A 25318-nucleotide genomic window follows, 5' to 3' on the forward strand; every position below is an offset into this window, starting at 1 on the left:
CAGAAGGGCCTGATGACCCCGCCCGGCCTCGGCGTCGTGGCCGCCGGTCCGAGAGCGATCGAGGCGCACAAGTCGGCCGATCTCGTCACCCGCTATTGGGACTGGACGTTCCGCGACGGCGCCGAGCACTACATGAAATACTGTGGAACCCCGCCGGAGCATCTGCTCTTCGGCTTCCGCCGCGCGCTCGATCTCCTTCTTCGCGAAGAGGGCCTTGCCAACGCCCACCGCCGCCACGCGCTTCTGGCCGAGGCGACCCGGCGCGCCGTCGCCGTCTGGACGACGAGCAACAGGCTCGACTTCAACATCGAGAACCCGGCCGAGCGCGGAAACTCGGTCACCGTCGTCCGGACCGAGGAACCCGGCCTCTCCGCCCGGATCGTGACCACCTGCCATGATACTTATGGCGTGCGCATCTCGAACGGCATCGGCGACCTGCAGGGCCACGGTTTCCGCATCGGCCACATGGGTCACGTCAACGCCGGCAACCTGCTAGGCGCGCTGGCGTCGGTGGAAACGACGCTCCATGCCGTGGGCATCGCCTTCGAAGGCAGCGGCGTTGCCGAAGCCGCCCGCTATCTCGGCAGCGAGACGCGCGTCTGACCGACGGGAACAAGCGCTTGCCCGAGGACCGCAGAGAACCAGAACCGCAACCGGCCACCGCCCGGATCGAGACCGATGTCGCGATCATCGGCGGCGGTCCGGCCGGGCTGATGGCGGCGGAGGTCCTCTCGGCCCATGGCCTGCGCGTCCATCTCTTCGACGCGATGCCGAGTGTCGGGCGCAAGCTGTTGATGGCCGGCAAGAGCGGCCTCAACCTCACCCATGCCGAGCCCATGGCCGACTTTCTCGGCCGATATGGTGACGCGCTCGGCTGGTTGAAGCCGGCCATTGACGCCTTTCCGCCGGGCGCCCTGCGCGCCTGGGCCGACAACCTCGGCGCCGAGACCTTCGTCGGCTCCTCCGGCAAGGTGTTCCCGAAGGCCATGAAGGCCTCGCCGCTGCTGCGGGCTTGGCTCCGGCAGCTGAACGATCAGGGCGTGACGATTCTCCCTCGCCATCGCTGGACCGGGTGGACGAAGACCGGCGTCCTCGCCTTCGAGACATCAACGGGTCCGCTGGAAGTCACCGCCAAGGCGACCCTGCTTGCCCTCGGCGGCGCAAGCTGGCCCCGTCTCGGCTCCGATGGGACATGGCAACGGCTACTGGCCGAGCGCGGTGTGGAGATTGCTCCGCTCGTTGCCTCCAATTGCGGCTTCGATGTCGATTGGAGCCCCTATCTCGTGGAGCGCTTCGCCGGCCAACCCGTCCGGCCTGTTCGGATGACACTGGCGGACAAGACCGTCGACGGCGAGTTCGTCATTACCCGCCATGGCGTCGAGGGCAACGCCATCTACCGCCTTGGGCCGGAAATCCGTCGGCGCATCGACGAAACGGGATCGGCCGACATCCTTGTCGATCTTTGCCCGGATCGAGACCTTGAACGCCTGCAAAGAGAACTGTCGCAGCCGCGCGGGCGCCAGTCGCTCGCCAACCATTTGCGCAAGCGAGCAGGCATTGCGGGCGCCAAGGCGGCTCTGCTGCGCGAATGCGTTTCCGCAGAAATACTGCAAGACCCTCACCAGCTTGCCCATTCGCTCAAGGCCCTGCGCCTGAGACTGGTACGGTCCCGCCCCATCGAGGAGGCCATCAGCACGGCTGGCGGCGTTGCGGCATCGGCCTTTGACGACACATTTCAGCTCCTCGCCCTGCCCGGGGTCTTCGTGGCCGGCGAAATGCTGGGCTTCGACGCACCGACCGGCGGCTATCTGCTGACAGCCTGCCTTGCGACAGGCCACGCCGCGGCCAACGGCATCCTTGACGGGCTTGCCTGCATCGATCGCGACGAATTCCGTTAGCGGCGGGACTATGAACCCTTTTCCGGCGCCCTTCTTTGTGCAAAATTTTATGGACCGCGACAGGCGGCACCAGGCCGGACGCCAATCCGGCACTTCCAATCCTCGATGGCGCCAGGCCTTTGCCCGACATCAGGTTGTCAAGACTGAGGAAACGACAATGACCACGTCCATGCTTATCAAGACCGTTCTTCTCGTCACCGTAACGCTGGGCATCGCGGCCTGCGATAACACCATCCGCGGCATTGGCAAGGACGTGAAGGATACGGGCCGGGCCGTAGAGGATAGCGTCAAGTAACCAGGCGCGTTCGACGCACGACGGGCGGATGGAACTTCGGATCGGGTGCCGCGTTAGAGAACGGTGAACAATCTGCGGGAGACCACCATGACCTATTCGAAAATTTGTGCCTCTGCCCTTGCTGTGATGCTCGCGCTCGGCGCGGCGGCCTGTGACAAGACCATTCGCGGTGCCGGACAGGACATCAAGGACAGTGGACAGGCGGTCAAAAGCGCGACGCGCTGACGCGCAGAAACCCTTGCCGCCGTCAGGCGAGCATGGACAGTGATGAACCGCAGTCAGGCGGCCCGGTCAACGGGCCGCCTTTTTCGTATCGATCGCTCTTTACCGGATCAGTAGTCGATCACACCGTCGAGCGCGTAGTGCTTGACCGTCTTGCGGTTGGCAATGAGCTCGTCGATCGTCGGCTCGCCCTTCATGGCGCGGCTGACGGCCAGCTTCATGCCCTCATAGTTGTTGCGGTAAAGCTCGGCCTCGTCGAGATCGTCGACCTCGGACACGCGCGGGTCGAGCCAGACCATGACGATCATGCACAGATCGTCCACCTGATCCTTCGGCAGGATGCCCTCGATCACGCAGTCGAGGATGGCGTCGCCGATCGCCGCCTGCACGACGCCGCCGAGCAGGTTGACATAGGTCTCGTTGGTGATCGTCGCCTTGGTGGTCATCATGGTCGCCGGACGGACCATCTGGTTGAGGTCGCGCACCACATACATGCGCGTGTGGCCGACCACCTGCCCCATCATCGAGGCAAACGCCTGCCCCGCGGGGCCCTTCACCGAGCCGATCAGCACTTCCGGCATGGCATCGGTCACCTGCCCCTCGGAAGCCAGCACCGTCGCCTCGCCCGTCCTGAACCAGAGTTCCGTCATGGTCTGTCCCTTCAAAAGAAGAAGCGGCCCCGGACATCCGGTGCCGCTTCGCATCAAGCTGGAACCCTGTTAGCGCCGACGACATTCATCGGCAATGGGCGATTGTGTCGCTTACATCTCCGCGCCGGCGGTGCGATAGGCCGAATCGAGCGTGTTGAGCATCAGGCAGGCAATGGTCATCGGGCCGACGCCGCCCGGAACCGGGGTGATCGCGCCCGCGACTTCCTTGGCCTCGTCGAAGGCGACGTCGCCGACGAGCTTGCCCTTGCCGTCCGGCTTCAGGACGCGGTTGATGCCGACGTCGATCACGATGGCGCCCGGCTTGATCCAGTCGCCCTTGATCATCTCGGGGCGGCCGACGGCGGCAACGAGGATGTCGGCCGTGCGGCAGACTGCGGGAAGGTCGGCGGTGCGCGAATGGGCGCAGGTGACCGTCGCGTTCTTCTGCAGCAGAAGCTGGATCATCGGCTTGCCGACAATGTTGGAACGACCGACGACGACAGCGGTCTTGCCCGAAAGATCCGGCATCACCTTCTCGATCAGGATGGCCGAGCCGCGCGGCGTGCAGGGCACGAAGCCCGGCAGGCCGACCGACAGAAGGCCGACGTTCATCGGATGGAAGCCGTCGGCGTCCTTCGTCGGGTCGATCAGGCCGAGCACCTTGTCGCTGTCGATCTGCTTGGGCAGCGGCAGCTGCACGAGGATTCCGTGCACGTCCGGATCGTTGTTGAGCTGTTCCACGAGGCCCAGCACCTCGGCCTCCGGCGTATCCGCCGGCAGCTTGAACTCGAAGGACTTGATGCCGCAGGCGGCCGTCGCGGCGACCTTGTTGCGCACATAGACCGCGCTCGCCGGATCCTCGCCGACGAGAATCACCGCCAGGCCCGGCACGACGCCATGCGAGGCGGTGAGTTTTTCGGCCTTGGCGCGGATTTCCTCGTGGAGCTCGTTGGCAATCTTCTTGCCGTCGATGATCGTGGCGGTCATGTCCTCGTTTCCTCGTTCTGCGGCGACAGTTTTTGCCATTTTGGCGCAAATCGCCTCGCTTTCGATCCGTTTCGTGCGCGATCGGGGCCGAAAGATCAAGGGCGTCATTGACGCAACATATTCGTCACACCGGCAAATATTGTCGCGGGTCCGCGGTCTTCACCCCGCGATGACGCGCGCCCTATAATGACTTGAAGAAGAGATGACGGGGACGGAACGCCAAATGGACATCCGGCAGATGCAATATCTCGTGGCGCTGGCCCGAGAACGCCATTTCACGCGCGCCGCCCAGAGTTGTCAGGTCACGCAGCCGACCTTGTCCGAGCGCATCCGTCAGCTTGAGCAGGAGCTCGACGTCGCCATCGTGGAGCGCGGCCAGCGCTTCCACGGCTTCACGGCCGAGGGCGAACGGGTGCTGAAATGGGCGCAGGTCATCCTCGACAACTGGGGAGCCCTGCGACAGGAAATCGCAAGCTTCAACGACCGGGGCAGCGCGCTCGCCGGCCGACTGACCATCGGTGTCGTTCCCTCCGCCCTACCCGCGGCCGCAAGTCTCGTCAGCGCCATCCGCGAGGCCCATCCCAACGTCGATGCGCTGGTGCTGTCCGCCTCCTCGGAGGATATCATCCGTCAACTCGAAGAGTTTTCGATCGACGCCGGCATCACCTATCTCGACAACGAGTCGATTGCCGGCATGATCGCCCGCCCGCTCTACCGCGAGCGTTACGCCCTTTTCGTCCGGCTCGACCACCCGCTGGCGTCGCGCCCCACCGTGACCTGGGCAATGGCCGCCCATCACCCGCTGGCGCTTCTGACGGCCAACATGCAGAATCGGCGGATCATCGACCGTGCCTTCGCCGGCGCCGGGGTCCGTCCCCACGCGCACATCGAAAGCAACTCGCTGATCAATCTCTTTTCCAGCGTCCGCGAGACGGGGCTGGCGGCCATCCTGCCCGAATACATGGGCAAGACCCTTGCCATGGAGGGCATGAAGGCGATCCCGCTCACCGAACCGCTGGTCGAGCACACACTCGGCCTCGTCGCCATCGAGCGCCAGCCCATGCCGCCGCTCGTGGACCTTGCGCTCGATGTCGCCAAGGCTTCGAAGGACCTGAGGATGCCGGCCAAGTCGACCTGAGCCGGCGCGATTGGCCACGGCCCAAGGTCATTCCTCCAGCGTGCCGGACTGCAGGGCAACGGCCGGCTTGCTGCCGATCAGTTTCAGGAGATCGTCGCCCCTGCGGGTCTGGCGATGCGACCGCCGGGTCAGGATCAGCCCCGCCTGCGGCGCGCGCACCTCTATCTCCCCATCCGCCTCGCCGGGCTCGGTCACGATGGTCGCGAGCAGATCGCCTTCCTCGACCCGGTCGCCGGGCCTGACGTGATAGAAGATCATGCCGGCGGCCGGAGAGCGCATCATCTCGACATTCTCGATGGGCGCGGCCGGTCCGTTCCAGTCGCCTTCCGCCACCGCATCGTCGACGATCACCCCGCGCCCGACCAGGAAGCGGTAGAGGCCGTCGGCATCCTCGGCCGCCAAAGCCGGATCGACATCGGCGATGCCGCGAAACTCGACCGTCGTCACGACGCGTTGCACAAGGCGGGCCTCTTCGGAGGGCATCTGCAGATAGGGATGGACCGCCGCCTCCTCGAAGGCGCCGTCGCTGCCGTCGCTCCAAAAGAGCACCGCCGAAGAGCCCAGTGCCCGGGCAAGATCGCGCGACTGCGGCCACAGCTCCTTCGGCACATAAAAATAGCTCAGACCTTCGGCATCGCAGTGCAGATCGAGAACGAGATCATGGCCGAGCGACAAGGCAAGGAGCCGCGCCTTCAGCCGCTTATCGGCCGTGATTGGCGCGGCATCGTCCGCCAGCAGAGAGGCGTCGGGGCGATCGATCAGCGGAAAATCGCGATTGAAGTTCCCCCGTGTCCCGAGATCGAAACGCCCCTGGACCTCTAGGTTGAAAACCTGCGACCGGCCGACCGGATTGGCGAAGGGGACGATCGTAAGATCGCCGGCAATCCGCCCCTCCGCCTCGGCCTTGCGCAGCTTTTCCATCAGGACATGCAGCGCGGCCGTGCCCGGCAACTCGTTGGCATGCAGCGCGGCCTGCAGATAGGCGGACGGGGCGTCCTCCCGCTGGCTCCCCCTGAAACGGTAGACGGGAAAGCCGTACGCCGTCCCCGGCATGTCGCCTTCCACCCTCTCGATTGTCTTTTCCATCCGGGACCTTCTTCCACAAAACGCCTATGACCAATGCCGGTCATCGCCGAACGGACCGATCGGGGCAAGCCCCATCAGACGATCCGCGCGGCGGGATGGGAAGATGGGCGGCAGGGTTGATCGAGAAGCCGAGCCGGGCAAGACTGCCGGCCCGCACCGTCCGGTTCCTGTCCGGCCCTTCCAACCAACAACAGCTGCTGCCGGGAGATACCATGTTCGATCTGGTCGTTCGCCACGCCAACCTGCCCGACGGGCGCACCGACATCGACATCGCGGTCGTCGACGGCCACATCGCCCGCGTCGAGCCGGCCATCGAGACGGAGGGCGCCAAGGAGATCGACGCGACGGGACAGCTCGTGACGCCGCCCTTCATCGATCCGCATTTCCACATGGACGCGACGCTGTCGCTCGGTCAGCCGCGGCTGAACCGCTCCGGCACGCTTCTGGAAGGCATCGCGCTCTGGGGCGAATTGAAGCCGCTGCTGACGCAGGAGGCTGTTGTCGAGCGCGCGCTGAAATACTGCGACCTCGCCGTCTCCAAGGGCTTGCTGGCGATCCGCACCCATGTCGACGTCTGCGATGACCGGCTGCTCGCCGTCGAGGCGCTTCTCCACGTCAAGGAGACGGTGAAAGACTACATCGACCTGCAGCTCGTCGCCTTCCCGCAGGACGGCTATCTGCGCTCGAAGACCGCCGTCGCCAATCTCGACCGTGCCCTCTTCATGGGCGTCGATGTCGTCGGCGGCATCCCGCATTTCGAGCGGACGATGGAGGACGGCGCAGAATCGGTCAGGACTCTCTGCCGGATCGCAGCCGAAAAGGGCCTGCCCGTCGACCTGCACTGCGACGAGACCGACGACCCCATGTCCCGCCACGTCGAAACGCTCGCGGCCGAGACCATCCGCCATGGCCTTCAAGGACGCGTCGTCGGCTCGCACCTGACGTCCATGCATTCGATGGACAACTACTACGTTTCCAAGCTCATTCCGCTGATGGCGGAGGCCCAGCTTCATGCCATTCCGAACCCGCTGATCAACATCACCCTGCAGGGACGCCACGACACCTATCCGAAGCGCCGCGGCATGACGCGCGTGCCGGAACTGATGGCGGCCGGCATCAACGTCGCCCTCGGTCAGGATTGCTGCATGGATCCCTGGTATTCGCTCGGGTCCGCCGACATGCTGGATGTCGCCCACATGGCGATCCATGTCGGCCAGATGACCTCGCTCGACGCCATGAGGCGCTGCTTCGACGCCATCACCTACAATTCGGCCAAGGCGATGGAACTTGAGGGATACGGCCTCGAGGTCGGCTGCAATGCCGATTTCGTGGTGCTTCAGGCCCGCGACCCGATCGAGGCGATCCGCCAGCGCGCGACCCGGCTCGTCGTGGTCCGGCGCGGCAAGGTCATTTCGCGCACCGCACCGATCTACAGCGAGCTCATGGTGCCGGGCCGTCCGGCCTGGGTCGATGGCTCCACCTACGCGCCGCCGGCCGAGGAGTGACCGCAACGGCCTGGCCGTTCCGACCACGACCAGCGGCAATCGGCCGGCGCCGTAGCAAAGGCCTCTCAGGCTGCCAGATAGGCCACGTAGATCGGAGCGGGCTCGTCCAGCTCCTGCGCGCCTAGATTCTCCATCTGGCCGAAGAACTGGGTGAAAGTGCGCACGTAGCGCGCGCCGCTGCCGACCGGCCATGGATCGTTGATCCACAGGCGCTCGCCTTCCATGCCCGTCACCACGCGAATATGCGGGGACGGTACCGCGCTCGCCACCCACAAAGGCCCGTTGCTCGACAGCCGGTTGGAGATGGCCTGCGGCATGTAGCATTGCGGCGCTTCGAGCGCGAAACCGTTCCGCTCCAGAATATACCGGTCGTTCGGATTGAGGCCGGAGGTCAGGCTGGGAACATAGTTAGTGCCGCCATTGTTGGCCGCGATCAACGTCGGATCGTAGGATGCCGAATTTCGCCATGCCAGGATCATGGCGATGCTTGCCGCCCAGCAACCCATATTCGTCGACTGCGGAATAAGAGGAACATCATATTTCATATCGATCCTCGCAATGTCCGGAATTGAGCCGTCGTCGCAACAAGCCGAAACAGGGCTCAATACATCTCTTCAAGACGACATGATGAGAATTTAAAAGCAAAATCAATACATTAGAGGCAAACTATACATACAAGAAGCAGAGAATTCTACCAAATTCTCCGTCTTTGAAAATATTCGTGAATGTTTCTACATTTATAACAATTGTTCGAACGGTCACCCGATACGGCCGATTGCTGTCCAGGCACCGGAACGCGCCCCTTGCGGCAGACCCGGCCTCCGCTGCGGATGGCTTGTGGCAGAGACCGCCACGCCAGTCCGTCAACGATTTGCTGAACGGTCATTTCACAAAACCAAATATCGAAAAGAGCCGGCCAGAAGGCTATTATTTTGAACAATCATCAATGAGCCGGCCGAAATCCTCAGCGAATGACCGGTCTGGCCTCAAGGGCGTCAGCCGCGACGGCCAGCAAGACGCTGTCCGGGTATCGGTAGCATGACACCCTGTGGGTCTGGCTCATCCGGATCGCTGAACAGGAAGAACTCTTGCCATGTCATCTTTGTCTCTGGTTTCCGAACAGGCCGCAACCCCGCGCATGGCTCCTGAAATGGCGACGGGCGCGGTGACGCTCAACGTCCGCGACCTTGCCCGCGTCAGCGACTTCTACCAGGAAATCCTCGGGCTCGTGGTTCAGGACCAGGTGCCGGGGCGCGTGGTTCTCGGCGCGGAGGGCGGCGTACCGCTCGTCACCCTCGTCGAGACGCCCGAGGCCGCGATCCCACCGCGCCGCGCCGCCGGTCTCTTTCACATGGCGATCCTGCTTCCGACCCGAGCCGATCTCGGCCGCTGGGTCGGCTACATGGCGGCAACGCGCACGCCGGTGCAGGGCGCGGCAGACCATCTTGTCAGCGAGGCGATCTATCTCTCGGATCCGGAGGGCAACGGCATTGAGGTCTATCGCGACCGCCCGCGCCACGAGTGGCCGCACGAGAATGGCAAGCTCAAGATGGCCAACGCGCCTGTGGATTTTGACGGTCTTCTCGCCGAAGCGGATTCGGAGGGGGCAGCCTGGAGCAAGGCGCCGGCCGGAACGCGGATGGGTCACATCCATCTCAACGTCAACGACCTGACGCCGACACTTTCCTTCTACGATGGCGGCCTCGGGCTCGACCTGATGGCGACGATGCCCCAGGCGCTCTTCGTCTCGGCGGGCGGTTATCACCACCACATCGGCCTCAACACCTGGGCGGCCCATGCCGGCCCGAGGCGCGAACCCGGCAACCTCGGCCTCTCGCTCGCAACGCTGGAGTTGCCCGACGGCGAGGCTCTTGCCGCGTTGACGGACAGTCTCGCGGCGGGTGGCATCGCGTTCGAGAGGCCGTCGGACGACCTCGCGCTTGTCCGCGATCCGTCCGGCAACCGGCTGCTCTTTGCGGCTGGCCGTCAGGCCTCGTCGGACCAGCTTGCGCTCAGCGAGATCTGAGGCTGAAGAACCGGGCCGGCTGTTCCGATGCTTGGGGCGCGAAGACGGAAATCGCCTTCGGCAGAATCCGGAAATGCGCCGGGGTCTGGGTAACGATCTCCCCGTCGGCGCTGACATGGTGGGCGCGCCGGGTGCGGATGGTTAGTTCCTTGCAGTCGAAACTGCGCACGGACGGATGACGCCCTTGCGCGCCCAACCTCATGGCCGGAACGATCCCGGCAAGCTGCCACCAGTGCTCGAACTCGAGGCTGTAGACATGCAGCACCCCGTCGTCGGGCTGCGCATCTTCCGAGACCACCATCCCCCCGCCGTAGAAGTGTCCGTTGCCGACACCGGTCTGGAGCGTCTTGGTCTGGCGCGTCTCGCCGTCCACTTCGAAATCGACCCTGAACGGACGAACCTGACCGGCAATCTTCATCGCCGCCATGGCGTAGCCAAACGTTCCCCAGCGGCGCTTGAGGTCCTGCGTCAGGCTCCGGGTCAGCGAGACCGAATAGCCGAGGCTTGCCAGATTGAAGAAGACATGGCCGTTGACCTCGCCGAGGTCGATGCGCCGGACGTTCCGGTCGAGGATGACGTCGACCGCCTGATCCAGCGAAGGCCCGATGCCCAGCGTTCGGGCAAGGTCGTTGGCCGTGCCAAGCGGCAGGATTGCGAGCGGCAGGTCACGGCCGACGAGATGCTGCCCGGCCATGTTCAACGTGCCGTCGCCGCCGCCGATCACGACGCAATCGAACCGGCCCGCTTCGCGATCGAGGCGATGGCCCAGCGCGTCCGGTCCATCGTCGTCAAGAAGTTCCAGATCGAAGCCGCCCGTCGCCAGCCGGCCCAGCACCGCATCGATCGGCTCGCGCCCCCGCCGTGCATTGCCGTTGACCATGACGAGCGCGCGCTGGCGGGCGGGCCTCTCCGGGGCAAGGCTGTCCTGGCTTTGGGTCATAGTCACGCTTGGGGACTCCTTCGGCGCCGGCGGCTGTGAACTCCATAAACGCCGGAAAGACCCGAATGTTCATCCCCGATTCCGTGGAAAACGTCAGAACTCGATGCCCGGCTGCGCCCGAACGCCAGCGGCGAAGTGATGCTTCACAAGGGTCATTTCGGTGACGAGATCGGCCGTCTCGATCAGTTCCGGCTTGGCGTTGCGCCCGGTGACGACCACGTGCAGGTCCGGCCGGCGGTTCTTCAGCACCTCCACAACCTCGTCGAGCGGCAGATAGTCGTAGCGCAGCGCGATGTTGAGCTCGTCGAGCACCAGGAGCCGTATCTCCGGATCGGCCATCAGGTCCTTCGCCTTGTCGAAGGCCCGCCGGGCGGCGGCGACGTCGCGCTCGCGGTCCTGCGTTTCCCAGGTGAACCCCTCGCCCATCGCATGCCATTCGATGCGGCCCTTGCCGAGCGTTTCCAGAAGCCGCCGCTCGCCCGTATCCCAGGCGCCCTTGATGAACTGGACGACACCGACCTTGAAGCCCTGCCCCAGCGCCCGGACGATGAGCCCCAGCGCGGCGGTGGATTTTCCCTTGCCCGGCCCGGTGTGAACGATCAGCAGCCCCTTCTCGAGGATTGTCTTGGACGCGACCTCGGCATCCTGCACGGCCTTGCGCTTTTCCATCTTCGCCTTGTGGCGGTCGCCGATCGCCTCGGTCATGGGGCTCTCCTTCTCTGTCGCCCTCAGATGACAGCCGAAGGCTGGCCCCGCAACCCCGTCGTGCCTCTGCGGGGCGCAAAGGTCGCAGAGGGAAACGAATTGCGCTTTGCGTCGCGGCGGACTACGGTTCCCCTCGACGGTGCCGGGCGTTGAATCGCCGGGCGAAGAGGGAACACGGTGAAAGACCGTGGCTGCCCCCGCAACTGTAAGCGACGAAGCCCTGATAGTCCGGGGTTTCATCCTTGGCCGATGACCACTGGAGCGATCCGGGAAGGCGGTGAAGGAAATCGCAAGCCAGGAGACCTGCCGTCATAACTCGAACACCAGCCGCCGGCGGGGCGGTCAAGGAGAGAAGCATGACGACAACAACGACAACTGCCAAGACCGGCATCGATTCCCGCGCCAACGTGCGCCTTGCCGCACTGTTCGCCTTCGCACTTGGCGGCACCCTCATTTTCCTGACCGGCTTTGCCGGGGCCGACGTGCTGCACAACGCTGCGCACGACACGCGCCACACGATGAGCTTTCCCTGCCACTGACAAGGATACGGTAGCCATGGGCTGCCGGCTTTCCATCATCTGCGGAACAACGGCGCCAGTCCCTCAGCGGGGCTGACGGTGCCCGTTGCCATTTGAATTTCAGGATCGGGAACCATGCTCACGCGCATTCTCTGGGTCGGGCTTCTTGCCGGCCTCATTTCCGGGGCCTTCGTCGCCCTCCTCCAGACCGTCACCACCACGCCGCTCATCCTGAAGGCCGAGGTCTACGAGACCGCCGAAACGCCTGCCGCCCACGACCACGCGGCGCAGAAAGCGACCACCGGCGATCAGGACGCGACCCCGGCTCATCACCACGACGCGGAGGCCTGGCAGCCGGAAGACGGACTCCAGCGCACCACCGTCACCATGATCGCAACCCTTGCGACCACCATCGGCTTCGCTCTCATGCTGACCGCCGCGATGGTCGCCGCCGGTGAGACCGTGACGACGAAAACCGCCCTCGGTTGGGGCGTCGCAGCCTTCTTTGCGATCAATCTCGCGCCGGCGCTGGGCCTTTCGCCGGAGTTGCCCGGCTCCCTTGCCGCGGCGCTCGAAGACCGCCAGGTCTGGTGGATTGCCACGGTCGTCGCCACCATGGTCGGCCTTTATCTCATCGCCCGCGTCGACCATTGGGCCGCAAAGGCCGCCGGTGCTGTGCTGATCGCCCTGCCCCACATTGTCGGTGCGCCGCTCCCTCCAGATGGTGAAACCGCCGTTCCGGCGGAACTGGCTGCGAGATTCGTCGCCATGTCGCTCGGCCTTGCCGCGATCATGTGGCTCTCGATCGGCGCGTCGGTCGGATACGTCTGGGTGCGCCTTTCCGGCGGGCAGGCCTCCGAGGCCCGGGCATGAGCGGCAACGACAAGGCCGAGGTGACGCTTTTCGTCTGCACCAGTTGCCGGCGAACGCTGGACGAGACCGAAACGCTGTTCGACCATCCGGGCGAGGCCATCCATGCCGCAATGGAAGCCCGCCTTGCCGACGAACCGGCGATCCGTGTCGAAGCCGTGGATTGCCTCGCCGTCTGCAAGCGCCCCGCTACCGTCGCCCTCTCGGGCGACGGATTCTGGACCTATCTCGTCGGCGACCTGACCGCGGAGGCCAATCTCGACGAAATCGAGGCGGCCACCCGCGCCTATCTTGCCTCCGGCAACGGCATCATCCCCTGGCGCGAGCGCCCGGTCTCCTTCCGCAAGGGCGTCGTCGCGCGCATGCCGCCCTTGCCGGGCCGCGCCAGGCCGGCCGCCGCAACGCCGAATTCAACGATCAGGAACAAGGAGGCAGCCGCCTCATGAGCACGCTCGCAAAGACCCCCGTCACCATCGTCACCGGCTTTCTCGGCGCGGGCAAGACGACCCTGATCCGCAACATCCTCGAAACGGCCAACGGCCGGCGGCTCGCCCTCATCGTCAACGAGTTCGGCGACATCGGCGTCGACGGCGATATCCTGAGAAGCTGCGGCATCGAGAGCTGCACGGAGGAGAATATCGTCGAGCTCGCCAACGGCTGCCTCTGCTGCACCGTCGCCGACGATTTCATCCCGGCGATCGAGGCGCTTCTTTCCAATCCCAATCCGCCCGAACACATCATCGTCGAGACCAGCGGCCTCGCGCTGCCCAAGCCACTCGTGAAGGCCTTCGACTGGCCGACGGTGCGCTCGCGCCTGACGGTCGACGGCGTCGTCGCCGTGGTTGACGGCGCAGCCGTCGCCGCCGGCCGCTTCGCCGATGACCCTGAGGCGGTCCAGGCCCAGCGCGCCGGGGACGAGAGCGTCGATCACGACAATCCGCTGGAGGAGGTCTACGAAGACCAGTTGCTCTGCGCCGACCTCGTAATCCTGAACAAGACCGATCTGCTTTCGGACGACGAGCGCCGCACCGTTTCCGGCGAGATCACGGCCGCCATTCCGCGTGCGGTGAAGGTCGTCGAAGCGAGCGAGGGCAAGGTCGCAGCCGAAGTGCTGCTCGGCCTCTCCGCCGCCGCCGAGGACGATCTCGCCAACCGGCCGTCGCACCACGACACCGAGGAAGAGCACGACCACGACGACTTCGAGAGCTTCGCCGTCGCGATCGAGGCGACGGACAATCCCGAGGCGCTTGTCGCGTCCCTCGCAAGCCTCACCGAAGCGCATGACATCCTGCGAATCAAGGGCTTCGTCGAGGTGAAGGGCAAGCCGATGCGTCTGCTCGTGCAGGGCGTCGGCAATCGCTTCCGCCATCAGTTCGACCGGCCCTGGACGCCGGGTGAAAAGCGCGCCAGCCGCCTCGTCGTCATCGGCGAAAAGGGCCTCGACCGCGCCGCGATCGAGCGCGCTCTGGCCGGTCTGACGGCAAAGGCGGCATAAGGAGTTAGCCTCGACTGGGTTGCTGGCCAAGGACCCACTCCTTGTTCTTGTCGTCATTCCCGCGAAAGCGGGAACCCAGCGGGCGGCACAGACATAGTGGTCATGGTCCGCGAAGGCGGACCATCCACGTCCGTCGGCAGAATGGGATCGAGCCAGATAGCTTTGGTTGTTCCGGAGGCAGGATTGATTTGCGTGGGTGGTCTGCCTTCGCCGACCATGACATTCGTAGCTGGAATAGAAAGAAAACAGCCGGCAGATCGCAGGAAGCCGGTTCACTCAGGATAGAAAAGTCGATGCACATCCTCGCCACCGATATCCGCTCGCTGGACGACACCGTCCAGGCGGTGGATCTCGGCCAGAGCGCGGGCGAGATCGTCTTCCTGTCCTTTTCCGATTCCGATCTGGCGCTGATGGCCGCCGCCCATGAGGCTGCAGGGCCGGACGCGCCCTCGCTTCGCCTCGCCAAACTTGCCGACCTGCGCCATCCCTATTCGGTGGACCTCTATCTCGAAAAGGTCGCCGCGAAGGCCCGCTTCGTGCTGATCCGCTGTCTCGGTGGCATGGACTACTGGCGCTACGGCATCGAGGAACTGGCCCGCGCCGCGAGAAGCCTGGGCCTCGATCTTGCCGTCGTGCCGGGCGACCACATGGAGGACCCGCGCCTCGACGAAGCCTCCACGCTGGCCGGGCCGGATCTGCGCCGCCTCTGGAGCTGGTTTCAGGCCGGAGGCCCGGAGAATGCCCGCTCGGCGCTCGGCTGGCTTTCCGAACGTCTCGGCCGCGATGCCGCCTGGACTGAGCCGCAGGCCCTGCCCTCCTTCGGCATCGCCAATGAATTCTGCCCCGAGGAACACGGCCCCGGAGCGCCTCGGGCACTCATCGTCTTCTATCGCTCGCTGCTCGCCGCCGCCGATACGGCCCCCATCGCAGCACTTGGCCAGCGCCTTTCGGTGGACGGCTTCAACGTGACGGCCGTCTATGTAACAAGCCTCAAGGCCCTGGACGTCGTCGAACCGCTCGGCCAATGGATTGAGGCGCATCGCCCGGACGTGATCCTCAACACCACCGCCTTTTCCGCCAAGCTTGGCCACGAGGGAACGGTGCTCGATCGGGCCGACGCGCCGGTCATCCAGGTCGCGCTCGCCGCCACCTATCGCGAGGCGTGGCAGGACAGTTCACGCGGCCTTGGCGCGGCCGATTTCGCCATGAACGTCGTGCTGCCGGAGGTTGATGGTCGCCTCGTTGCCGGCGCCATCTCGTTCAAGGACCGGGCCGAACGGTCCGAAACACTTGAATTCGCGCGCGCAGTCCACAGTCCGGACGATGCATCCATCGCCCATGCCAGCGAACTGGCCAAGCGCTGGACAGGCCTTCGCCGCCAGCCAACCTCGGAGCGACGTATCGCGCTGGTTCTCTCCGACTATCCGGCCAAGGGAGGCCGCACGGCCTACGCGGTCGGCCTCGACGGGCCGGCCAGCATTGCCGCCATCGCTGATGACCTGCGCGCGGCGGGCTATGCGATCGCAGACCTGCCCGACGCGCAATCTCTCATCCGCGCTCTCGAAAGCGCATCCATCGTCCGGTTCTCGCTGGAAGACTATCGCGTCGCCTTCGCCCGGCTTCCCGATGCCTTCAGGCAGGCCGTTGCCGCCGCCTGGGGCGAGTCAGCGACCGACCCTGCCGTCGATGAGGATGCCTTTGTCCTCAAGGTGCTCGAAGCCGGCAATCTCGCCATCGCGGTCCAGCCGGATCGAGGCAGCCGCGATAGCCGCGCCAACGACTATCACGACCCGAACCTGCCGCCGAGCCACGGCTATATCGCCTTCTATCTCTGGCTCGCGAAGGCCTTCCGCGCCGATGCGATGATCCATCTCGGCACCCACGGCACGCTGGAGTGGCTGCCGGGCAAGGCCGTGGCGCTGTCCGAGACCTGTGCCCCGCGCGTGCTCACAGGCTCGCTGCCGGTCATCTATCCCTTCATCGTCAACAACCCCGGCGAAGCCGCGCAGGCCAAGCGCCGCATTGCGGGCCTGACCATCGGGCACCTGACTCCGCCGCTCCGCAAAGCCGGGCTCCATGGCGCGACGGAGGAGATCGAGGGTCTGCTCGACGAATTCGCCAACGCCCAGACCATGGACCGCCGCCGCGCCGAGCAGCTTGCCGACGTCATTCTGGACAGGGCGCGCGAGAGTGGACTTGCCGAGGACTGCGGCCTTGTGGGCGACCTCACCCGCGAGGAGGCGCTGACCAGGCTCGACGCGTGGATTTGCGACATCAAGGACATGCGCATCGGCGACGGGCTGCACGTTTTCGGGCGCGCGCCGGAGCCGGAGCAGCTTGCGGAGACCGTAGCCGCCATCCGCGCCGGCAGCGGCCTTGAGGCGGACGACATCGCCAACCGGCTATCGGCCTCGGCAAACGCCGAACGCGACGCCTTGATAGCAGCCCTCTCCGGCCGTTTCGTGCGGCCAGGCCCCGCCGGAGCGCCCTCGCGCGGCCGGCTCGACGTGCTGCCGACCGGCCGCAATCTCTACACCGTCGATCCGCGTCAGGTGCCGACCCGCACCGCCTGCGAGATCGGCAAGCGCACCGCCGACGCGGTGATCGCCCGCTATCTTCAGGACCATGGCGACTGGCCGCGGCGCATCGTCATCGATCTCTGGGGCAGCGCCTCGATGCGCACCGGCGGCGACGATCTCGGACAGGCCTTCGCCCTCCTCGGCGTCCGTCCGACGTGGGATGCCGCCTCCGCCCGCGTCGGCGGCTTCGAGGTCATCCCGCTTGCCACGCTCGGCCGTCCGCGCGTGGACGTGACGCTCCGAATTTCTGGCCTCTTCCGCGATGTCTTCGAAACGCAGATCGCCCTCTTCGACGCAGCCGTCCGCGCCGTCGCCGAACGGACCGACGAGGGCGAGGACCAGAACCCGCTCATTGCCTCTGCCGCTGAACCGCGCATCTTCGGGGCCGCCCCCGGCGCCTATGGCATCGGTTTCGGGCGGCGCATCGTCACCGGCGACTGGACCTCGCGCGACGAACTGGCGGGTGACTATCTCAGCGCCAGCGGCCATGCCTATGGTGCCGGTCATGACGGCAAGACGAGGCCAGATGCCCTCGCCGGCCGCATTGCCGGGGCCGACGCCTTCGTCCACGTGCAGGATCTCGCCGGCCAGGACATTCTCGACGCCGACGCCTTCGCCGAGCATGAGGGCGGTTTTGCGGCGGCGGCCAAGCATCTCGGCGCGGCGCCCGCCTTCTACCATGTCGACGCCACGCGCGCGGACGCCTCGAACGTCCACACCCTGCGGGAAGAAGTCGCCCGGGTCGTGCGGGGCCGTGCCACCAACCCGCGCTGGCTCGCCGGCCAGATGCGCCACGGCCACCGGGGCGCGGCGGAAATCGCCGAGACGATCGGCAATCTCTATGCCCTCGCCGCGACATCCGGCGAGGTGGAGTCCGGCCAGTTCGATCGTCTCTACGCGGCGACCCTTGGCGACGAGGTGGTACGCGGCTTCATGCAGGAGGCAAATCCGGACGCTGCCCGCTCCGCTGCGCGTGCCTTCGACGAAGCCCAGCGGCGCGGTCTCTGGCTGACCCGCCGCAATTCCATCGCCGCAGATCTGGCCGAAATGCTGGAGGCCACGCGATGAGCACCGTCCTGCATCCGACCAGTGACCACTCCCATGTGAAGGGAGTGCTCTCCCGAACCAAGGGCTGGTGCCCCGGCGCGCTACGGCCGATGCAAAGCGGCGATGGCCTGATCGTGCGCCTGCGCCGGACGGGCGGCATTTACCCGCGCGGCCTTTTTGCCGAAGTGGCCATTCTCGCCCAACGCTTCGGCAACGGCCTCGTCGATCTCAGCGCCCGGTCCAATCTGCAGATCCGCGGCGTTTCGGAAGAAACGCTGCCCGGACTGCACGACGCTCTTCGCGCCCTCGGCCTTCTCGATGCTGACGCCGCCAGCGAGGCGGTGCGCAACGTCATCGGCTCACCGCTTAGCGGTTGCGACCCAAGCGCCCTGATCGATGGCCTGTCGCTGGTGCGCGCGCTGGAAGATGCGCTGGTCGCCGCGCCCCATCTGCACGAGCTTCCGGGTAAATTCGGCTTTCTGGTCGACGACGGCGGAAGCCTGCCGCTCGACGACATTGCCTGCGACATCCGCCTGAAGGGTGTCGGCGGCGACGACGCGCCATTGGTCGAGCTTGCGATCGGCGGCGATGCACGAACAGCCAGCGCTGTCGGGCTCGTTCGCCCATCCGATGCCGTTTCCGCTGCCCTCGCCCTTGCGCACGCCTTCCTGTCGCTGAGGCAAGCGCTCGGCCCGATGCCAAGGCGGATGGCCGGGCTTGTGTCGGCGGTCGGCCTGGAGGCCATCGTCGAGGCCGCCAGCAAGCATTCGGGCCTGTTCGGCTCTCCGGTAATTCAGAACGGCTCAAGCCAACACAGTGCGACACCACCCAACACCGGCTCTGGACCGAACGTCATCGGCGCCCGCACCGATTTTCTCGGCGTTGGCGCCCCCTTCGGTCGCCTGACGTCGGCACAGATGAAGGTCATTGCCGATGTTACCGCGACGGATATCCGTCTGACGCCCTGGCGCGCGCTGCTGCTGCCGGCCACCGGCGCCGATGCCCTGCCCGCCCTTTCGAGCGCCGGCCTCATCACGTCGCCCGACGATCCACGTCTTTGCGTTGCCGCCTGCCCCGGAGCGCCGGACTGCTCTTCCGCCGAGATCGAGACGCGCGAGGCGGCCAGCCGTCTGGCTCCGCTCGCAAAAAGCCTCGGGCTCACCCTTCATGTCAGCGGCTGCCCGAAAGGCTGCGCGCATCCGAAGGCGGCGCCCGTCACCCTCGTCGGCCGGGCCGGACGCTTCGATCTCGTCGTGGACGGGCGAACGGATGATTTGCCGACACGGCGCGCTCTTGCTATCGACGACATCGAAGGATGCCTGAGGGACATCGCGGCATCGGGGAAAGAAGAACGATGAACGCCCACACCGGCGAACAGGCAACGAGCACGAGGACGCCCGTTACGCGCGAAACCTATGAGCGCGACGGCGCCGCGATCTATCGCCAGTCCTTTTCGATCATCCGCGCCGAAGCCGATCTTGCACGCTTTTCCGGCTGGGAGGAAAAGGCGGCCGTCCGCATCATCCACGCCTGCGGCATGGTCGAGGTCGCGCCCGACATCGCCTTTTCTCAAGGTGCGGCCGAGGCTGGCCGAGCGGCGCTTGTCGCCGGCCGGCCCATCCTCTGCGATGCCAAGATGGTCGCGAACGGCGTGACCCGCACCCGCCTTCCGGCCGGCAACGAGGTCATCTGCACCCTCGACGATCCGCGCGTTCCCGAGCTTGCGGCCCGCATGGGCACCACCCGTTCCGCCGCGGCGATGGAACTCTGGCGCGAGCATATCGCCGGCAGCCTTGTCGTCATCGGCAACGCACCGACCGCTCTTTTCCGTCTCCTGGAGATGTTTGACGACGGCATGCCGCTTCCCGCCGCCGTCATCGGCATGCCAGTCGGCTTCGTCGGCGCGGCGGAATCGAAGGAGGCGCTGATCGCCGACGGCCGGGTGCCCTCTCTTGTCGTGCGCGGCCGCAAGGGCGGCAGCGCCATGGCGGCAGCAACCGTCAACGCCCTGGCGAGCGAGAAGGAATAGGCGATGCTCGATCCCTCTTCCCCCGCGCTCGAAAAGGCCCGCACCGGCACCGTCGTCGCCGGCACGCTGCATGGCGTCGGCCTCGGCCCCGGCGATCCCGAACTCCTGACTGTCCGTGCGGTGCGTCTCATCCAGTCCTCGCCGGTGCTGGCCTATTTCGCCAAGGCCGGCCGGCGCGGCAACGCCCGCGCCATCGTCGACCAATGGATCGCCGAGGGGACCGAGGAGATGCCGCTCCTCTACCCCGTCACCACCGAGATCCACTTTGCCGATGACGGCTACGTCTCGGCGCTCTCCGGTTTCTATGCCGAGGCCGCCGAGCGCATCGCGGAAAAGCTTGCCGGCGGCCAGGACGTCGCGCTCGTCTGCGAGGGCGACCCGATGTTTTACGGCTCCTTCATGCATCTCTTCACCCGGCTGAAGGACCGTTTCGAGGTGTCGATCACGGCGGGCGTTTCCGGCATGTCCGGCTGCTGGGCCGCAGCTGGACAGCCGATGACCTGGGGCGACGACATCCTCACCGTTCTTCCCGGAACGCTCGACCTTGAGGCACTGACCGAGCGCCTTCGCCAGACAGATGCCGCCGTGATCATGAAGCTCGGCAGCAACTTTCCGAAGGTGCGCGAGGCCATCCGCGCAGCCGGCCTTCTTGAGCGCGCGATCTACGTCGAGCGCGGCACCATGGCGGGCGAGACCATCGTCCCGCTCATCGCCAAGACCGACGACAAGGCCCCCTATTTCTCCATGATCCTCATTCCCGGCGAGGGTCGCCGGCCGTGAGCGACCAGAAGCCTGCCGGAAGCCTCAAGGTCGTCGGCCTCGGCCCCGGCCCGGATGCCTGGCTGACGCCGGAAGCCGCCAGCGCCGTGGCCGAGGCGACGGACCTCGTCGGCTATATTCCTTATGTCGCCCGCTGCCCGGAAAAGCCGGGCCAGATTCGCCACGCCAGCGACAACCGCGTCGAGCTGGATCGCGCCCGGCAGGCGATCGACCTTGCCCGCGCCGGGCGCCATGTTGCCGTTGTGTCCGGAGGCGATCCCGGTGTCTTCGCCATGGCCGCCGCCGTCATCGAAGCCATCGACGCGGACCCGGTCCCGATCGACTACGGCTTTTCGGTGCTTCCCGGCATTTCCGCGATGCAGGCCGCCGCCGCCCGCCTCGGCGCACCGCTCGGCGGCGACTTCTGCGCCATCTCGCTCTCCGACAACCTGAAGCCCTGGGCCGTGATCGAGAAACGTCTCCGCGCCGCGTCCGAGGGTGATTTCGTCATGGCCTTCTACAACCCCGCCTCCAAGGCCCGCCCGGACGGCATCCATGACGCTTTTCGCCTTCTGCGACGGTTGAAGGCCGCGACCACGCCCGTCGCTTTTGCCCGAGCCGTCGGACGCACGGACGAGCACCTGACGCTGACGACGCTCGGCGAGGCCGATCCGGGCCTTGCCGACATGTCGACGCTGGTCGTCATCGGCTCCTCGCTCACCCGCTTCGTGGACAAGGGCGGACAGCGCCTCATGCTGACGCCCCGTTCGGTGGAGATGGCGGGATGAGCGACGCCGGCCGCTGGCTCACCCTCGTCGGCCTCGGCGAGGACGGCCTCGAGGGGCTTTCGCCCATCGCCCGAAAGGCCATCGACGAGGCGGAGTTCATCGTCGGCGGCAAGCGACATCTGGAGCTTGTCGGGCCGGTGAAGGCCGAGACGATGCCATGGCCCTCGCCGCTCAATCATGCCTTTCCGCGCATCTGGGAGAAGCGAGGCAAAAAGGTCGTCGTGCTGGCGACGGGCGACCCCTTCTTTCATGGCGTCGGTTCGCTGCTGGTCGAGCAGGTGCCGCCGACGGAAATCCTCAGCCTGCCCGCGCCCTCCGCCTATGCCCTCGCGGCGAGCCGCCTCGGCTGGGCCGGTCAGGATGTGCGGCGCATCTCGCTGCACGGCCGCGCGCTGGAGCGCATCTATCCCCACCTCCACAATGGCGCGCGCATCTTCGCGCTTTCCTGGGACGAGACGACACCGGGAATACTGGCCAAAAGCCTCGTCCAGCGCGGCTTCGGCGCCAGCCGCATCACCGTGCTCGAAAGGATGGGCGGCCCGAAGGAGCGGATCCGCGACAGCTTCGCGTCGGGTTTCGATATCGCGGACATCGACCCGCTCAACACCATCGCCCTTGAGGTCCGGACCGGCTCGAAAGCGCGCATCCAGCCCTTCACGCCCGGGCTTGCCGACACCCTTTTTGAAAACGACGGCCAGATCACCAAGCGGGAAATCCGGGCGGTCACGCTCTCGACCCTTGCGCCACGCCACGGCGAGTTGCTGTGGGATATCGGCGCCGGCTCCGGATCCATTGCCATCGAATGGATGCTGGCCGATCCGTCGCTCACCGCCGTCGCCATCGAGCAGGACGCCGAGCGCGCCGCCCGCATCCTCCGCAACGCCGCCGACTTCGGCGTGCGGGACCTCAGGGTCGAGACCGGCGCTGCCCCGGACGCCCTGAAGGACCTGCCCGCGCCCGATGCCATCTTCATCGGCGGCGGCGCGCCCGCCTGTCTTGAGGCAGCAAGAAGCGCCCTGAAGCCCGGCGGCCGCCTTGTCGTCAATGCCGTGACGCTGGAAACTCAGAGCTTCCTGACCGTCTGCTATCGCCGCCATGGCGGAGATCTGATGCAGATTCAGGTCTCGCGCGCCGGCCCTGTCGGCGGATTCACGGCGCTGAAGCCCGCGATGGCGGTCACGCAATGGGTCTGGGAGAAGCCGCTTGAGTGAGACATTGACCGCCCCGATCCTCGCTATCGGCATTGGTTGCCGGTCCGGCGTCGCGCCAAGCACCATCGTTGCCCTCGTCCGGACCGCGCTGACCCGCGCCGGTCACGAGGCGGCGCCCGTCGCCCTTTTCACCAGCCGTGCTAAGCTCGCCGAAATCGCCATCTCGCAGGCAGCCGCCGCATTGGGGCTAGCGCTGGTGCATCTTCCCGAGACGGATCTGGAAGCCGTCGCCGAGCGTGCCGTGACGCGGTCCGAGCGCGTCGTCGCCCTCTTCGGCGTGCCCTCCGTCGCCGAATGCGCCGCGCTGGCCGGGGCCGGACCGGCCTCGCGCCTTATCGTCCCCCGCCTCATCGAAAACGGCGTCACCTGCGCCATCGCCATTTCGGATGGCCCGGCATGACGGTGCATTTCATCGGCGCCGGCCCCGGCGCGCCGGACCTCATCACCCTTCGTGGACGCGACCTGATCGCCGCCTCGCCGGTTTGTCTCTATGCCGGCTCGCTGGTGCCGAAGGCGCTGCTGGAGCATTGCCCGCCCGGCGCCCGCATCGTCGACACCGCACCGATGTCCCTCGACGAGATCATCGCCGAGATTGCCGCCGCCCATGCGGCGGGACGGGACGTCGCCCGCCTTCATTCCGGCGACCTGTCGGTCTGGAGCGCCATGGGCGAGCAGCTGCGCCGCCTCGACGAACTTGCGATCCCCTATGACGTGACGCCCGGCGTGCCCGCCTTCGCCGCCGCCGCCGCAACGCTCAAGCGCGAGCTCACATTGCCCGGCCTTGCCCAGTCGCTGGTGCTGACCCGGACGTCCGGCCGCGCCTCGGCGATGCCCGAGGGCGAGACGCTGGCCGCCTTTGCCGCCACCGGCGCAACGCTCGCCGTGCACCTGTCGATCCACGTCCTCGACAAGGTCGTCGCGGAGCTTGCCCCCTTCTTCGGTGCGGATTGCCCCGTCGCCGTCGTCTACCGCGCCTCCTGGCCGGACGAGAAGGTGATCAGGGGAACGCTCGCCACCATCGCCGACCTCGTCGCCGCCGACCCGATCGAGCGCACGGCGCTGATTCTCGTCGGCCCGGCCCTCGGTGCCGAGGATTTCGGCACCAGCGCGCTCTACGACGCCGACTACCAGCGCCGCTTCCGGGGCCGCGACCGCCGCGCCGGAGATGATTCGTGACGCCGCCGGGCTTCCTCATCGCCGCGATGAAGTCGGGAAGCGGCAAGACGACGCTGTCGCTCGGCCTGATGCGGGCCTTTGCGCGGCGAGGCGTTCGGGTCGCCCCCTTCAAATGCGGCCCGGACTATATCGATCCGGCCTTCCACCGGGCAGCAACGGGCCGCGACAGCGTCAACCTCGACGGCTGGGCGATGGCGCCGGAACTGCGCCGCCATCTCTTCGCCGAGAACACGGCCGGCGCCGACCTCGTCATCGGCGAGGCGCTGATGGGGCTCTTCGACGGCGTGCCGGCCCCCGAAGGCCGCAGCGGCGCCTCGTCCGATATCGCCGTCAGCCTCGGCCTGCCGGTGCTGCTCGTTCATGACGTCTCAGGCCAGTCCCAGTCGGCGGCCGCCATCGTCAAGGGCGCGATGACCTATGACCCGGCCCTCAGGATCGCCGGTGTCGTGCTGAACCGTTGCGGCTCGGAGCGCCACGTCCGTCTCGTGCGCAATGCCATCGAGGCCCTCGGCGTGCCTGTCTTCGGCGCTCTGCCGCGTGATACGTCGGTCTCGCTGCCCGAGCGCCACCTCGGCCTCGTCCAGGCCGGCGAATCGGCCGATCTAGAGGCCCGCCTCGACGCGATGGCCGATTTCGTGACCGCCAACGTCGACCTCGACCGCATCAAGGCTGCCGCCACCGCAGGACGTCTTGCCGCAGGCGATCCAGCCAGCCTGATCTCGCCGCCCGGCCGGCGCATCGCACTCGCCCATGACGCCGCCTTTTCCTTCATCTATCCGCATCTTGTTGCCGGCTGGCAGGCGATGGGCGCCGAGATTCGCCCCTTCTCGCCCCTTGCCGACGAACCGCCGCCGGACGACTGCGACGCCTGCTGGTTGCCCGGCGGCTACCCGGAACTGCACGGCGAAACCCTCGCCGCCGCTACAGGTTTCAAGACGGGGCTGAAGCGCTTTGCCGAAACCCGCCCCGTCCACGGCGAATGCGGCGGCTACATGGTGCTGGGACACACGCTGACCGATGCCGACGGCCGCGCCCACGACATGGCCGGACTGCTGGACCTTGAGACGAGCTTTGCAAAGCGGCGGATGCATCTTGGCTATCGCCGGGTCGAACTCCTCGCCGATGGCGTGCTCGGCAAGGCCGGTGCGCGCCTCAACGGCCATGAATTCCATTACGCGACCATCGTCTCGCGCGGCAGCGACGAACCCTTGTCGATGGTGAGCGATGCCTACGGCAATCCGCCAGCCCCGGACGGCAGCCGCCGGGGGCTTGTTTCCGGCTCGTTTTTCCACGCCATTGCAAAGAATTGACGCCCGTTCGGCACCCCGAAACAGTGGCCGCCGCCCTCGCGCTCCGGCCCTTGAACCGGACGACGACTAAAAACCCCGATCCCT

At 66.4% G+C, this 25318-nt stretch carries 26 protein-coding genes and 1 riboswitch (1 of these 27 only partly in view); of the genes, 20 read left to right on the forward strand and 6 right to left on the reverse strand.

Translation table 11 applies throughout. The annotated features are described in order from the left end of the window. From HDIA_RS15295 to HDIA_RS25395, 4 genes are all read left to right on the forward strand, one after another. Positions 1-603, forward strand: partial view of a pyridoxal-phosphate-dependent aminotransferase family protein gene (locus tag HDIA_RS15295; protein WP_099558934.1) — the 3' portion only. It extends 588 nt beyond the left edge of the window; 603 of the gene's 1191 nt are visible here — the last part of the coding sequence; its start codon lies beyond the left edge, outside the window; it ends in the stop codon at positions 601-603. A gap of 17 nt (positions 604-620) precedes the next feature. After that, the gene (locus HDIA_RS15300) at positions 621-1898 is read left to right on the forward strand and encodes a TIGR03862 family flavoprotein (protein WP_425432899.1); all 1278 of its coding nucleotides are present in this window, start codon (positions 621-623) and stop codon (positions 1896-1898) included. Positions 1899-2055: 157 nt separating this feature from the next. Then, the gene (locus tag HDIA_RS15305; protein WP_342748050.1) at positions 2056-2193 is read left to right on the forward strand and encodes an entericidin A/B family lipoprotein; all 138 of its coding nucleotides are present in this window, start codon (positions 2056-2058) and stop codon (positions 2191-2193) included. An 87-nt stretch (positions 2194-2280) separates the two neighbouring features. Beyond that, the gene (locus tag HDIA_RS25395; protein WP_157775683.1) at positions 2281-2418 is read left to right on the forward strand and encodes an entericidin A/B family lipoprotein; all 138 of its coding nucleotides are present in this window, start codon (positions 2281-2283) and stop codon (positions 2416-2418) included. A 107-nt stretch (positions 2419-2525) separates the two neighbouring features. Here the strand turns inward: HDIA_RS25395 and fae are convergent, their stop codons facing one another. Together fae and folD are read right to left on the reverse strand one after the other, a co-directional pair. Beyond that, the gene (gene fae, locus HDIA_RS15310) at positions 2526-3065 is read right to left on the reverse strand and encodes a formaldehyde-activating enzyme (protein WP_099556945.1); all 540 of its coding nucleotides are present in this window, start codon (positions 3063-3065) and stop codon (positions 2526-2528) included. 111 nt (positions 3066-3176) lie between these two features. Then, positions 3177-4052 (reverse strand): bifunctional methylenetetrahydrofolate dehydrogenase/methenyltetrahydrofolate cyclohydrolase FolD, encoded by an 876-nt coding sequence (gene folD, locus HDIA_RS15315; protein ID WP_099558937.1) that lies wholly within the window; start codon positions 4050-4052, stop codon positions 3177-3179. A gap of 223 nt (positions 4053-4275) precedes the next feature. Here folD and HDIA_RS15320 point away from each other — a divergent pair, with 223 nt between their 5' ends. Then, a complete protein-coding gene (locus tag HDIA_RS15320) occupies positions 4276-5190 on the forward strand; it encodes a LysR family transcriptional regulator (RefSeq protein ID WP_099556946.1) in 915 nt (304 codons plus the stop codon). A gap of 27 nt (positions 5191-5217) precedes the next feature. Here HDIA_RS15320 and HDIA_RS15325 read toward each other — a convergent pair whose 3' ends face one another. Continuing rightward, the gene (locus HDIA_RS15325) at positions 5218-6276 is read right to left on the reverse strand and encodes a succinylglutamate desuccinylase/aspartoacylase domain-containing protein (RefSeq protein WP_099556947.1); all 1059 of its coding nucleotides are present in this window, start codon (positions 6274-6276) and stop codon (positions 5218-5220) included. Between the two features lie 212 nt (positions 6277-6488). On the opposite strand from HDIA_RS15325, the gene HDIA_RS15330 reads away from it, so the two are divergent. Next, a complete protein-coding gene (locus tag HDIA_RS15330; protein WP_099558938.1) occupies positions 6489-7781 on the forward strand; it encodes an amidohydrolase family protein in 1293 nt (430 codons plus the stop codon). A 65-nt stretch (positions 7782-7846) separates the two neighbouring features. Here HDIA_RS15330 and HDIA_RS15335 read toward each other — a convergent pair whose 3' ends face one another. Next, the gene (locus HDIA_RS15335; RefSeq protein WP_099556948.1) at positions 7847-8326 is read right to left on the reverse strand and encodes a papain-like cysteine protease family protein; all 480 of its coding nucleotides are present in this window, start codon (positions 8324-8326) and stop codon (positions 7847-7849) included. Between the two features lie 548 nt (positions 8327-8874). Here HDIA_RS15335 and HDIA_RS15340 point away from each other — a divergent pair. After that, positions 8875-9807: a VOC family protein gene (locus HDIA_RS15340; RefSeq protein WP_099556949.1), complete on the forward strand. Its 933-nt coding sequence runs from the start codon at positions 8875-8877 to the stop codon at positions 9805-9807. On the opposite strand, the gene HDIA_RS15345 is transcribed toward HDIA_RS15340, so the two are convergent. Then, positions 9794-10747, reverse strand: coding sequence for a lipid kinase (locus HDIA_RS15345; RefSeq protein ID WP_099556950.1), 954 nt, complete (start codon positions 10745-10747; stop codon positions 9794-9796). The two genes, HDIA_RS15340 and HDIA_RS15345, sit on opposite strands and share 14 nt — an antisense overlap. Positions 10748-10840: 93 nt before the next feature. After that, on the reverse strand, positions 10841-11452 hold the full coding sequence (cobO, locus tag HDIA_RS15350; RefSeq protein ID WP_099556951.1) for a cob(I)yrinic acid a,c-diamide adenosyltransferase: 612 nt from the start codon (positions 11450-11452) through the stop codon (positions 10841-10843). Positions 11453-11572: 120 nt separating this feature from the next. Next, positions 11573-11777: riboswitch (cobalamin riboswitch) on the forward strand. 31 nt (positions 11778-11808) lie between these two features. Here cobO and HDIA_RS15355 point away from each other — a divergent pair. The 13 genes from HDIA_RS15355 (at position 11809) to HDIA_RS15415 (ending at position 25234) form a co-directional block, all read left to right on the forward strand. Next, on the forward strand, positions 11809-11991 hold the full coding sequence (locus HDIA_RS15355) for a CbtB domain-containing protein (RefSeq protein WP_099556952.1): 183 nt from the start codon (positions 11809-11811) through the stop codon (positions 11989-11991). Positions 11992-12105: 114 nt separating this feature from the next. After that, positions 12106-12843 (forward strand): CbtA family protein, encoded by a 738-nt coding sequence (locus HDIA_RS15360; RefSeq protein WP_099556953.1) that lies wholly within the window; start codon positions 12106-12108, stop codon positions 12841-12843. Further along, the gene (locus tag HDIA_RS15365) at positions 12840-13286 is read left to right on the forward strand and encodes a DUF1636 family protein (RefSeq protein ID WP_099556954.1); all 447 of its coding nucleotides are present in this window, start codon (positions 12840-12842) and stop codon (positions 13284-13286) included. The genes HDIA_RS15360 and HDIA_RS15365 overlap by 4 nt, the downstream gene beginning before the upstream one ends. Continuing rightward, on the forward strand, positions 13283-14335 hold the full coding sequence (cobW, locus tag HDIA_RS15370; RefSeq protein ID WP_099556955.1) for a cobalamin biosynthesis protein CobW: 1053 nt from the start codon (positions 13283-13285) through the stop codon (positions 14333-14335). Before HDIA_RS15365 ends, cobW begins: the two co-directional genes overlap by 4 nt. Positions 14336-14628: 293 nt before the next feature. Next, positions 14629-17982 (forward strand): cobaltochelatase subunit CobN, encoded by a 3354-nt coding sequence (cobN, locus tag HDIA_RS15375; RefSeq protein WP_099556956.1) that lies wholly within the window; start codon positions 14629-14631, stop codon positions 17980-17982. Further along, entirely contained in the window at positions 17979-19319 is a 1341-nt protein-coding gene (gene cobG / locus HDIA_RS15380; RefSeq protein WP_099556957.1) for a precorrin-3B synthase, read from the forward strand. Before cobN ends, cobG begins: the two co-directional genes overlap by 4 nt. Beyond that, on the forward strand, positions 19316-19990 hold the full coding sequence (locus HDIA_RS15385; protein ID WP_099556958.1) for a precorrin-8X methylmutase: 675 nt from the start codon (positions 19316-19318) through the stop codon (positions 19988-19990). The genes cobG and HDIA_RS15385 overlap by 4 nt, the downstream gene beginning before the upstream one ends. 3 nt (positions 19991-19993) lie before the next feature. Next, positions 19994-20770, forward strand: a complete 777-nt coding sequence (locus HDIA_RS15390; RefSeq protein WP_099556959.1) for a precorrin-2 C(20)-methyltransferase — start codon at positions 19994-19996, stop codon at positions 20768-20770. After that, positions 20767-21537, forward strand: coding sequence for a precorrin-3B C(17)-methyltransferase (gene cobJ / locus HDIA_RS15395; RefSeq protein ID WP_099556960.1), 771 nt, complete (start codon positions 20767-20769; stop codon positions 21535-21537). The genes HDIA_RS15390 and cobJ overlap by 4 nt, the downstream gene beginning before the upstream one ends. Further along, on the forward strand, positions 21534-22748 hold the full coding sequence (gene cbiE / locus HDIA_RS15400; RefSeq protein ID WP_099556961.1) for a precorrin-6y C5,15-methyltransferase (decarboxylating) subunit CbiE: 1215 nt from the start codon (positions 21534-21536) through the stop codon (positions 22746-22748). The genes cobJ and cbiE overlap by 4 nt, the downstream gene beginning before the upstream one ends. Further along, entirely contained in the window at positions 22741-23148 is a 408-nt protein-coding gene (locus HDIA_RS15405) for a cobalamin biosynthesis protein (RefSeq protein WP_245883887.1), read from the forward strand. Before cbiE ends, HDIA_RS15405 begins: the two co-directional genes overlap by 8 nt. Beyond that, the gene (gene cobM, locus HDIA_RS15410) at positions 23145-23924 is read left to right on the forward strand and encodes a precorrin-4 C(11)-methyltransferase (RefSeq protein ID WP_099556962.1); all 780 of its coding nucleotides are present in this window, start codon (positions 23145-23147) and stop codon (positions 23922-23924) included. Before HDIA_RS15405 ends, cobM begins: the two co-directional genes overlap by 4 nt. Further along, positions 23921-25234, forward strand: a complete 1314-nt coding sequence (locus tag HDIA_RS15415; RefSeq protein WP_099556963.1) for a cobyrinic acid a,c-diamide synthase CobB — start codon at positions 23921-23923, stop codon at positions 25232-25234. Before cobM ends, HDIA_RS15415 begins: the two co-directional genes overlap by 4 nt. Positions 25235-25318: the final 84 nt, after the last annotated feature.

Source organism: Hartmannibacter diazotrophicus (genome assembly GCF_900231165.1).
Taxonomy (GTDB): domain Bacteria; phylum Pseudomonadota; class Alphaproteobacteria; order Rhizobiales; family Pleomorphomonadaceae; genus Hartmannibacter; species Hartmannibacter diazotrophicus.

Excerpts from the sequence above, each read along its gene's own strand:
- HDIA_RS15365 (WP_099556954.1), top strand. The coding sequence starts at position 12,840 with ATGAGCGGCAACGACAAGGCCGAGGTGACGCTTTTCGTCTGCACCAGT.
- cobW (WP_099556955.1), top strand. The coding sequence starts at position 13,283 with ATGAGCACGCTCGCAAAGACCCCCGTCACCATCGTCACCGGCTTTCTC.
- cobO (WP_099556951.1), bottom strand. The coding sequence starts at position 11,452 with ATGACCGAGGCGATCGGCGACCGCCACAAGGCGAAGATGGAAAAGCGC.
- HDIA_RS15355 (WP_099556952.1), top strand. The coding sequence starts at position 11,809 with ATGACGACAACAACGACAACTGCCAAGACCGGCATCGATTCCCGCGCC.
- HDIA_RS15320 (WP_099556946.1), top strand. The coding sequence starts at position 4,276 with ATGGACATCCGGCAGATGCAATATCTCGTGGCGCTGGCCCGAGAACGC.
- fae (WP_099556945.1), bottom strand. The coding sequence starts at position 3,065 with ATGACGGAACTCTGGTTCAGGACGGGCGAGGCGACGGTGCTGGCTTCC.
- HDIA_RS15390 (WP_099556959.1), top strand. The coding sequence starts at position 19,994 with ATGCTCGATCCCTCTTCCCCCGCGCTCGAAAAGGCCCGCACCGGCACC.
- HDIA_RS15360 (WP_099556953.1), top strand. The coding sequence starts at position 12,106 with ATGCTCACGCGCATTCTCTGGGTCGGGCTTCTTGCCGGCCTCATTTCC.
- HDIA_RS15345 (WP_099556950.1), bottom strand. The coding sequence starts at position 10,747 with ATGACCCAAAGCCAGGACAGCCTTGCCCCGGAGAGGCCCGCCCGCCAG.
- folD (WP_099558937.1), bottom strand. The coding sequence starts at position 4,052 with ATGACCGCCACGATCATCGACGGCAAGAAGATTGCCAACGAGCTCCAC.
- HDIA_RS15385 (WP_099556958.1), top strand. The coding sequence starts at position 19,316 with ATGAACGCCCACACCGGCGAACAGGCAACGAGCACGAGGACGCCCGTT.
- HDIA_RS15335 (WP_099556948.1), bottom strand. The coding sequence starts at position 8,326 with ATGAAATATGATGTTCCTCTTATTCCGCAGTCGACGAATATGGGTTGC.
- cobM (WP_099556962.1), top strand. The coding sequence starts at position 23,145 with ATGACGGTGCATTTCATCGGCGCCGGCCCCGGCGCGCCGGACCTCATC.
- HDIA_RS15325 (WP_099556947.1), bottom strand. The coding sequence starts at position 6,276 with ATGGAAAAGACAATCGAGAGGGTGGAAGGCGACATGCCGGGGACGGCG.
- cobN (WP_099556956.1), top strand. The coding sequence starts at position 14,629 with ATGCACATCCTCGCCACCGATATCCGCTCGCTGGACGACACCGTCCAG.
- cbiE (WP_099556961.1), top strand. The coding sequence starts at position 21,534 with ATGAGCGACGCCGGCCGCTGGCTCACCCTCGTCGGCCTCGGCGAGGAC.
- cobG (WP_099556957.1), top strand. The coding sequence starts at position 17,979 with ATGAGCACCGTCCTGCATCCGACCAGTGACCACTCCCATGTGAAGGGA.
- HDIA_RS15305 (WP_342748050.1), top strand. The coding sequence starts at position 2,056 with ATGACCACGTCCATGCTTATCAAGACCGTTCTTCTCGTCACCGTAACG.
- HDIA_RS15330 (WP_099558938.1), top strand. The coding sequence starts at position 6,489 with ATGTTCGATCTGGTCGTTCGCCACGCCAACCTGCCCGACGGGCGCACC.
- HDIA_RS25395 (WP_157775683.1), top strand. The coding sequence starts at position 2,281 with ATGACCTATTCGAAAATTTGTGCCTCTGCCCTTGCTGTGATGCTCGCG.
- HDIA_RS15340 (WP_099556949.1), top strand. The coding sequence starts at position 8,875 with ATGTCATCTTTGTCTCTGGTTTCCGAACAGGCCGCAACCCCGCGCATG.